The sequence below is a fragment of the Rivihabitans pingtungensis genome (genome assembly GCF_003201855.1).
Classification (GTDB): Bacteria; Pseudomonadota; Gammaproteobacteria; order Burkholderiales; family Aquaspirillaceae; genus Rivihabitans; species Rivihabitans pingtungensis.
This window is the reverse complement of the sequence record NZ_QJKI01000041.1, coordinates 1-7,181: the sequence shown is the minus strand read 5'-3', so window position 1 is coordinate 7,181 and position 7,181 is coordinate 1. Positions and strand designations below refer to the sequence as shown.

Genomic DNA, 7,181 nt, shown 5'->3' with positions numbered 1-7,181 from the left:
ATGTTTTCGCTGCCTGCGCGCGTGGCGTTCTCCAGCCATTGCTGGCCGTTTTCCTGCATCAGGCGCTGCAGGCGCAGTTGCAGTTCCAGGTTCGCCTTGAACAGGTTGAGAGGGATGGTTTCATTGCTCATGGTCAAACTCCTTACTGGGTTGAGTGCCCAATCGGGCGGTCAGACGATCAGGCCATCTGGCCGATCGTTTTGCGAAAGCGTGCTAACGACAGGAAAAACAGCACCGTGCCGATCAGGGCCAGCGCCAGGAAGGGCTGCCACACCGTCTCCAGCCCCGCGCCCCGATAAAGGATGGCCTGGCTCAGTTCCACGAAATGGGTGGTGGGTGCGACCAGCATGATGTTCTGCACGATCTCGGGCATGCTTTCGCGTGGCGTAGTGCCACCCGACAGCATCTGCAGCGGCATGATGGTGAGCATCATCAACATGCCAAACTGCGGCATGTTGCGCGCCAGCGTGGCGATGAAGATGCCCATCGAGGTGGTGGCGAACAGGCTGAGCGCCGCGCCGGCGAAGAACAGCGCAATGGAACCCTCGACGGGAACGCCCAGGACGCCGCGCACCATGAGATTGAGGGACAGGAAGGAGGCGATCAGCACGACCAGGGCCATCGACCAGACCTTGGAGAGCATGATCTGCGCGGGCGTGACCGGCATCACCAGCAGGTGCTCGATGGTGCCGTGCTCGCGCTCCCGGATCAGCGCCGCGCCGGTCAGGATGATGGACAACAGCGTGATGTGGTTGATGATCTGCACCACCGAGCCGAACCAGGCCTTGTCCAGTGCGGGGTTGAAGCGGGCGCGCAATGCCAGATCCACGGGTGGCGCGTCGGTGCCGCGGTAACGCTTGACGAACTCATTGACTTCGCCGGTGAAGATCTGCTGGATGTAACCACTGCCGGTGAAGGCCTGGCTCATGCGGGTGGCGTCGACATTGAGCTGCACGGCAGGCGATCGCCCCGCCAGCACGTCGCGCTGGAAGTTGGGCGGAATGACCAGAGCGAAGGTGTACAGCCCCGCGTCCATGCCCGGGTCCACGTCCCCATAGTCGATCATGGCCGGTGGCGTGAACTGCGGGGGGTAGAAGGCCGAGGCAACCCGCTGGGACAGCGCCGAATTATCCTCGTCGACGATGGCGATGGGCGCGTTGTGCAGCGTCTCCGGCATGGACGTGGCCTTGGTGTAGACCGACGCGGTGAACACATAGACGATGAGCACAAGCATCATCGGATCGCGCCAAAGACTCCACAGCTCCTTGACACCAAGGTCGTAGATGTTGGCCAGGTTTCTTCTGCCCATGTCAGCGCTCCTGCTTCTTGAGTAGCAAAACGGCTGCGCCGAGAATCACCGGGACCGACAAAAGCATCGACCACAGCGGCCCTGTCAGGTCGGCCAGGCCGAGCGCTTTGCTGAATACGCCACGGCTGATGGAAATCATGTGCGTGGCGGGGTAGATCTCGCCGATGAACTTGCTGGAGCCTTCGAGCGAGGACACCGGATCGATCAGGCCGGCGAACTGGGTGGCCGGTATGAGGGTGCCGATCATGGCGAAGAACATGGCCGCGATCTGGCTGCGTGTAACGGCCGAGGCCAGCAGCCCCATGCCTGTCGCGGCGAAGGAGAAGATCAGCGCGGCCAGCGCCAGGGTGAAGAAGCTGCCCTTGACCGGCACACCGAAGATGGTCACAGCGAGCAGGCTCATCAGCAGGAAGTTCACCATGGCCAGGCCGACATAGGGCAACTGCTTGCCAAGCAGGAACTCGATGCGCGTGACCGGTGTCACGTAGAGATTGGTGATCGACCCCGTCTCTTTCTCGCGCACCACTGCCAGCGCGGTCAGCATGGCCGGCAGCATGAGCAGCAGCAGAGGGATCACCGCCGGCACCATGGCCGGCAGACTCTTGACATCGGGGTTGTAGCGAAAGCGCGTCTCGACGCTCGCATTGCCTGCTGCGCTGGCGCCGCCGCGCTCGCTGGCCTGTACCAGCAGCCAGTGCTGGTGCATGCCCTGAACGTAGCCCTGCACGGTTTCGGCGCGCTGCGGCATGGCGCCGTCGAGCCACGCACCGATCTGCACGTTCTGGCCCCGCAACACATCGCGGGCAAAGCCAGCGGGGATTTCGATGGCCAATGACAGTTCGCCGCTGCGCATGCGCCGGTCGAGATCCTCGTAATCGACGATAGGCGGGTGCTCTGTGAAGTAGCGCGAGCCGGCCAGGTTCAGCGTGTAGCTTTGGCTGAGCGTGGTTTGGTCGCGATCGAGCACCGCATAGCTCAGGTCCTCGACGTCCAAGGTGATGCCGAAGCCGATCGCGAACATCAGGAGCAGCGAACCGCCCAGCGCCAGGGTGGCGCGCACCGGATCGCGCTGCAGTTCCAGTGCTTCGCGCCACAGATAGCTGAGCATGCGGCGCAGGCTGAAGCCTTCAGCGTTGTGCCCGATGTGCTCAGTGTGTGTCGCTGGCGTCTGAATCGCCGTATTGGCGGCCTCGGTGGGGCCGGCGGGAGCGACCGTGCCACCCTCCGCCTCGATGAGGTAGCCGATGAAGGCCTCTTCGAGGGTTTTAGCGCCGCGCTTCTCGACCAGCTTGGCGGGCACGTCGCTGTCGAGCACCTTGCCCGCATGCATCATTGACATGCGGTCGCAGCGTTCGGCCTCGTTCATGAAGTGGGTGGAAATGAAGACCGTCACCCGGTCGCGACGTGACAGCTCGATGAGCAGCCGCCAGAATGCATCGCGCGCTACTGGATCGACCCCGGAGGTCGGCTCGTCCAGAATCAACAGTTCGGGCTTGTGCACCATGGCGACTGCCAGCGACAGGCGCTGGCGTATGCCCAGAGGCAGGCTGGCCGGCAAGCTGTCGATGACTTCCACCAGGCCGAAGCGCTCCACCATCTCTTCGACGCGGCCCGGAATGTCCTTCGGGGGCACGCTGAACAGCTTGGCGTGCAACTCCAGGTTCTGGCGTACCGTGATTTCGCTGTAGAGCGAGAATGCCTGCGACATGTAGCCGACGCGGCGGCGGGTGTCCAAGTCATGCGGGTCCACCTCATGACCGAACAGCCAGGCCCGCCCCTCACTCGCCGGCAACAGGCCGGTGAGCATCTTCATGGTCGTGGACTTGCCGCAACCATTGGAGCCGAGGAAGCCGAAGATTTCACCGCGGCGGATGCGGAAGGAGACACTGTCGACGGCAACGAAGTCGCCAAAGCGCATGGTCAGCCCCTGGGCCTCGATGGCGATATCGTCCGCGCCGCCATCCGGCAAGGGGGGAATGACTACCGCTTGGTGTCCGCGCTTTTTCTCTTCCGGCAGCAGGCGGATGAACGCCTCTTCCAGATTCGGGCTGCCTGTTCTTTCCAGCAACTCCTGCGGTGTGCCGGTGGCGAGAACCTTGCCGTCGTCGATGGCGGCGAGCCAGTCGAAGCGCTGCGCCTCGTCCATGTAGGCGGTGGCCACGATCACGCTCATGCCCGGGCGGTCGGCGCGGATGCGTTCGATCAGATCCCAGAACTGTGCGCGCGCCAGCGGATCCACGCCGGTCGTCGGTTCATCGAGAATCAGGAAATCCGGGTCGTGAATCAGGGCGCAGCACAAGCCCAGCTTCTGCTTCATGCCCCCGGAGAGCTTGCCTGCCGGACGTGCTAGGAATTTGAACAGGCCGGTGGCCTGGGTCAGCTCATCGATGCGCTGGCGGCGCTCGGGCGCGTCATGGCCGAACAGCCGCGCGAAGAATTGCAGATTCTCCTCGACCGAGAGCGTCGGATACAGGTTCTTGCCCAACCCCTGCGGCATGTAGGCGATGCGCGGGCACACCAGCTTGCGGTGGGCCTTGCTGGCCATGTCGCCACCGAGCACCTCGACCGTGCCTTCCTGGATGATGCGCACACCGGCCAGCAACGAGAGCAGACTGGATTTGCCCACGCCGTCGGGGCCAATCAGGCCGACCATCCGCCCGGCGGGAATGTCCAGGTCGATGCCATCCAGGGCAATGACGTCGCCGTAGCGCAGGCTTACCTGATGGACACTGGCAACGGTCGCGAGCTGCGCGCTGTGGCTCATACCTTACTCCGGCACACGAACGGAGAGGTTCTGAGGCCACTCGGCCTTGGCGTCGAGCTTGACCCAGGCTACGCCGGGCAGACCGGTCTTGACCTGGTTCAGGTGCTCACGCAGCAGCTCCTGCGAGATCTGTGCGCGCACGCGAAACATCAGCTTTTGTCGCTCACTGGCGGTTTCCACCGTCTTGGGGGTGAACTGCGCTGCGCTGGCGACGAAGGAAACGGTGGCTGGAATCACATACTCGGGCGCGGCATCCAGAATGATGCGAACCTCCGAACCCAGCGCAACGCGGCCGGCCACGGTTTCGGGCAGGAAGAAGGTGATGTACACGTCCGACAGATCAAGGAGGTTCAAGACACGTCCGCCCGCTCCAAGCACCTCGCCGGGTTGCGCGACACGCACCTGAACCCGTCCGTCGCGCGGAGACCGCAGTTCGCTGTCGCGGATGTCGGCTTCGATGCGGCTGATACTGGCCGTAGCGGCGGACACGCTGGACTGCGCGCCGACAAGCTGCGCCCTGGCGGCTTCGACCGCGGCGCGGGCAGCGGCGGCCTGTGCCTTGCTGGCCGCGAGGGTCGCCTGGGTGCCCCGTACGCGCGCCCGGTCATCGTCCAGTTCCTGGATCGAGGCGGCTCCCTCACTCGACAGCGTGCTGGAGCGTGTCAGGCGCCGTTGCGCGGCGTCCAGTTCGGACTCGCGCTGACCAACCAGAGCCAAGGCGGCAGTCACGTCGGCTTCACGCAGCGCCACCTGTGCCTGCGCCGCGGTCACCGAATGCTCAGCCTGCTGACGCATGGCCAGGGCCTCGTCGCGCTGCGCTTCCAGCGTTTCCAGCCGCATCTTGGCCAGTGGCTGGCCGGCTGTGACGAAATCGCCTTCACGCACCAGGATGTCTTCGATGCGGCCGGGAAGTTTGGTGGCCACGTCGATCTCGGTGGCTTCGATGCGGCCATTGCCGTTGACGAATCCTTCGCCCGGGCCGCTGTCGGTAAACCTCGTCCAGCTCCACCAGGCCAGCGCGGCAACAACCGCTGCAGCGAAAGCGACCAGGAGTTTTTTCTTGAGAGAGGGGGAGACAGTCATGGGTTCGGCGTGCCTTAACGGGTTGATGGGGTGGAAGCGGGAGTCGAGGCCGCACCCTGTGCCTCGCCGGCTGCGGCGAGGGTGCCGCCGCCGAGCGCGGCATACAGCGCCACCTGGCTGGACAGCAGCGCGCGGCGCGCCTGTACCAGTTGTTGCTGTGCTCCCAGCAGATCGCGTTGGGCATCCAGCACTTCCAAGAAGGCGGCCGAGCCGTTGTCGTAGCGCAACTTGGCCAGGCGTGCGCGTTCGCTTTGCGCTTCCAGGTTGGCTCTCTGGATCGTCAACTGCTCAGCCAGCCAGTGCTTTGCGCTCAGCGCATCGGCCACCTCGCGGAAGGCCGATTGAATGGTTTTTTCGTATCCGGCGACGGCGATGTCGCGGCGCACTTCGCTCAGCTCCAGATTGGCGCGGCGGCGCCCGCCATCGAAGATGGGCAGCGACAGGGTGGGCATGAAGGTCCAGGCGCGACTGCCGGAATCGAACAAGCCATTCAAGTCGGAGCTGGCCGTGCCGAAGCTGCCGGTCAGCGCAATGCGCGGCAAGAACGCCGCGCGGGCCGCGCCGATGTGGGCATTGCTGGCACGCAATTGGTGTTCGGCGGAAATGATGTCCGGGCGACTGACCAGCAGCTCCGAAGGCAGACCGGCCCGCAGCTCAGCCAGAACCGTCGTTTCATCGAAGGGTGCCTTGGCGGGCAGCGGGCCGGGATCAGCGCCTACCAGCAGTGCCAGGGCGTGCAGTTGCGTGGTGCGAGCTTGCTCAAGCTGGGCGAGCAGCGCCTGAGCCTGGTTCAGCAAAGTCTGGACTTGTGTGAGGTCCAGCTTCGAGGTCGCGCCGACTTCGACGCGGCGCCGGAAGATACGATAAGACTCCTCGCGGGTTGTCACGGTTTGCCGAGCGATAGCCACGCGTTCGTCGATCTCGCGCAGGCCAAGATAGCCGTCTGCCACCTGGGCGATCAGCGCCAGATGGACGGCCTGGCGCGCCGCATCGGAGGCCAGCCAGCTTTGCAGGGCGGCGTCCTCCAGGTTGCGAACCCGGCCCCACAGATCCAACTCCCAGGTGCTCAAACCCACCTCGGCCCGATACTCGCCGCCCACCTGCGATCGGCCCGACATGTTCAGATCGCCAGGGACGCGGGCGCGTCCACCTTGGGCGCCCACGCCCACGGCAGGAAAACGATCCGAGCGCTGAATGCGGAATGTGGCGCTGGCTTCCTCGACGCGCAGCGCGGCCACGCGCAGGTCGCGGTTGTTCTCCAGCGCGGTCTCGATGAGGCGTTGCAGCAGGGGGTCGGTGAAGTACGCCTGCCAGGCAAGCTCTCCCGCGTGGGCGCCGTCGGTGCCTGATCCAAGATGCGCGGGCCAGGCTTCGGGCACGGGCAATGGCGGGGTGTCTGGCGCCGGAGCGAGCGACATGCAGCCGGTCAAGACGACGGCGCTCAGGGCCAACGAGGCAGCGCGCAATCTGAACGCGGGAAACAACGGGGAAGTTGGGAGCATGGTCACGTTCCGTACAGGTATCGGGCTGAAGAGGGTCTGGTCGCAGAGGAGGGAATGGCTGCCACCCCCGCAATGCGGGGTTCGTGGCTGGTGTCCGCAGGCCCTACTTTCTTGCTTGCAAGTGCTGTCAAGCCCACTTCATCTCCTTGTTGATATGTGCATCCCCGTGTTCCCCGGCTGGTTGATAGGGCGCTCTTCCTGTGTCGTAACCCGATGTGCCGGGTTCACTCGCGCCCTGTGTTGATCTGCATTGTGAAATCTGAAAACAAACGACTGGACGGTTGCTTTCAATTATACGTTACAATCCAAGAAACGCAATCAGCGGGCTCGTCGGTCATTGACGCAGGTCAATTCGAGCTGCCGGCTTGGGTTCAAGGAAGGCCCTGATTCTTGGTAGAGCCGGTGACAGTCCCAAAGGAACACCCCTCAGATCTTTGAACAGAGCCTTTGAATGCCACCTAAGAAAGATGACGCGCCAGACAACACGCGCCGCTACCTGTCATCTGCCGCCAGGAAAGAGGAA

General features: G+C 64.1%; 4 protein-coding genes. All 4 read right to left on the bottom strand.

Going from position 1 to position 7,181, the window contains the following annotated elements; translation table 11 throughout:
- Nucleotides 1-178 precede the first annotated feature (178 nt).
- The 4 genes from DFR34_RS16490 to DFR34_RS16475 are packed head-to-tail and all read right to left on the bottom strand — an operon-like array spanning nucleotide 179 to nucleotide 6,658.
- On the bottom strand, nucleotides 179-1,309 hold the full coding sequence (locus DFR34_RS16490; RefSeq protein ID WP_110392252.1) for an ABC transporter permease: 1,131 nt from the start codon (nucleotides 1,307-1,309) through the stop codon (nucleotides 179-181).
- 1 nt (nucleotide 1,310) lies between these two features.
- The gene (rbbA, locus tag DFR34_RS16485; protein WP_110392251.1) at nucleotides 1,311-4,073 is read right to left on the bottom strand and encodes a ribosome-associated ATPase/putative transporter RbbA; all 2,763 of its coding nucleotides are present in this window, start codon (nucleotides 4,071-4,073) and stop codon (nucleotides 1,311-1,313) included.
- 3 nt (nucleotides 4,074-4,076) lie between these two features.
- Nucleotides 4,077-5,156 carry an HlyD family secretion protein gene (locus DFR34_RS16480; RefSeq protein ID WP_110392250.1) on the bottom strand — a complete coding sequence of 360 codons (1,080 nt, stop codon included), beginning with the start codon at nucleotides 5,154-5,156 and terminating at the stop codon, nucleotides 4,077-4,079.
- 14 nt (nucleotides 5,157-5,170) lie between these two features.
- Nucleotides 5,171-6,658, bottom strand: coding sequence for an efflux transporter outer membrane subunit (locus DFR34_RS16475; protein WP_110392249.1), 1,488 nt, complete (start codon nucleotides 6,656-6,658; stop codon nucleotides 5,171-5,173).
- Nucleotides 6,659-7,181: the final 523 nt, after the last annotated feature.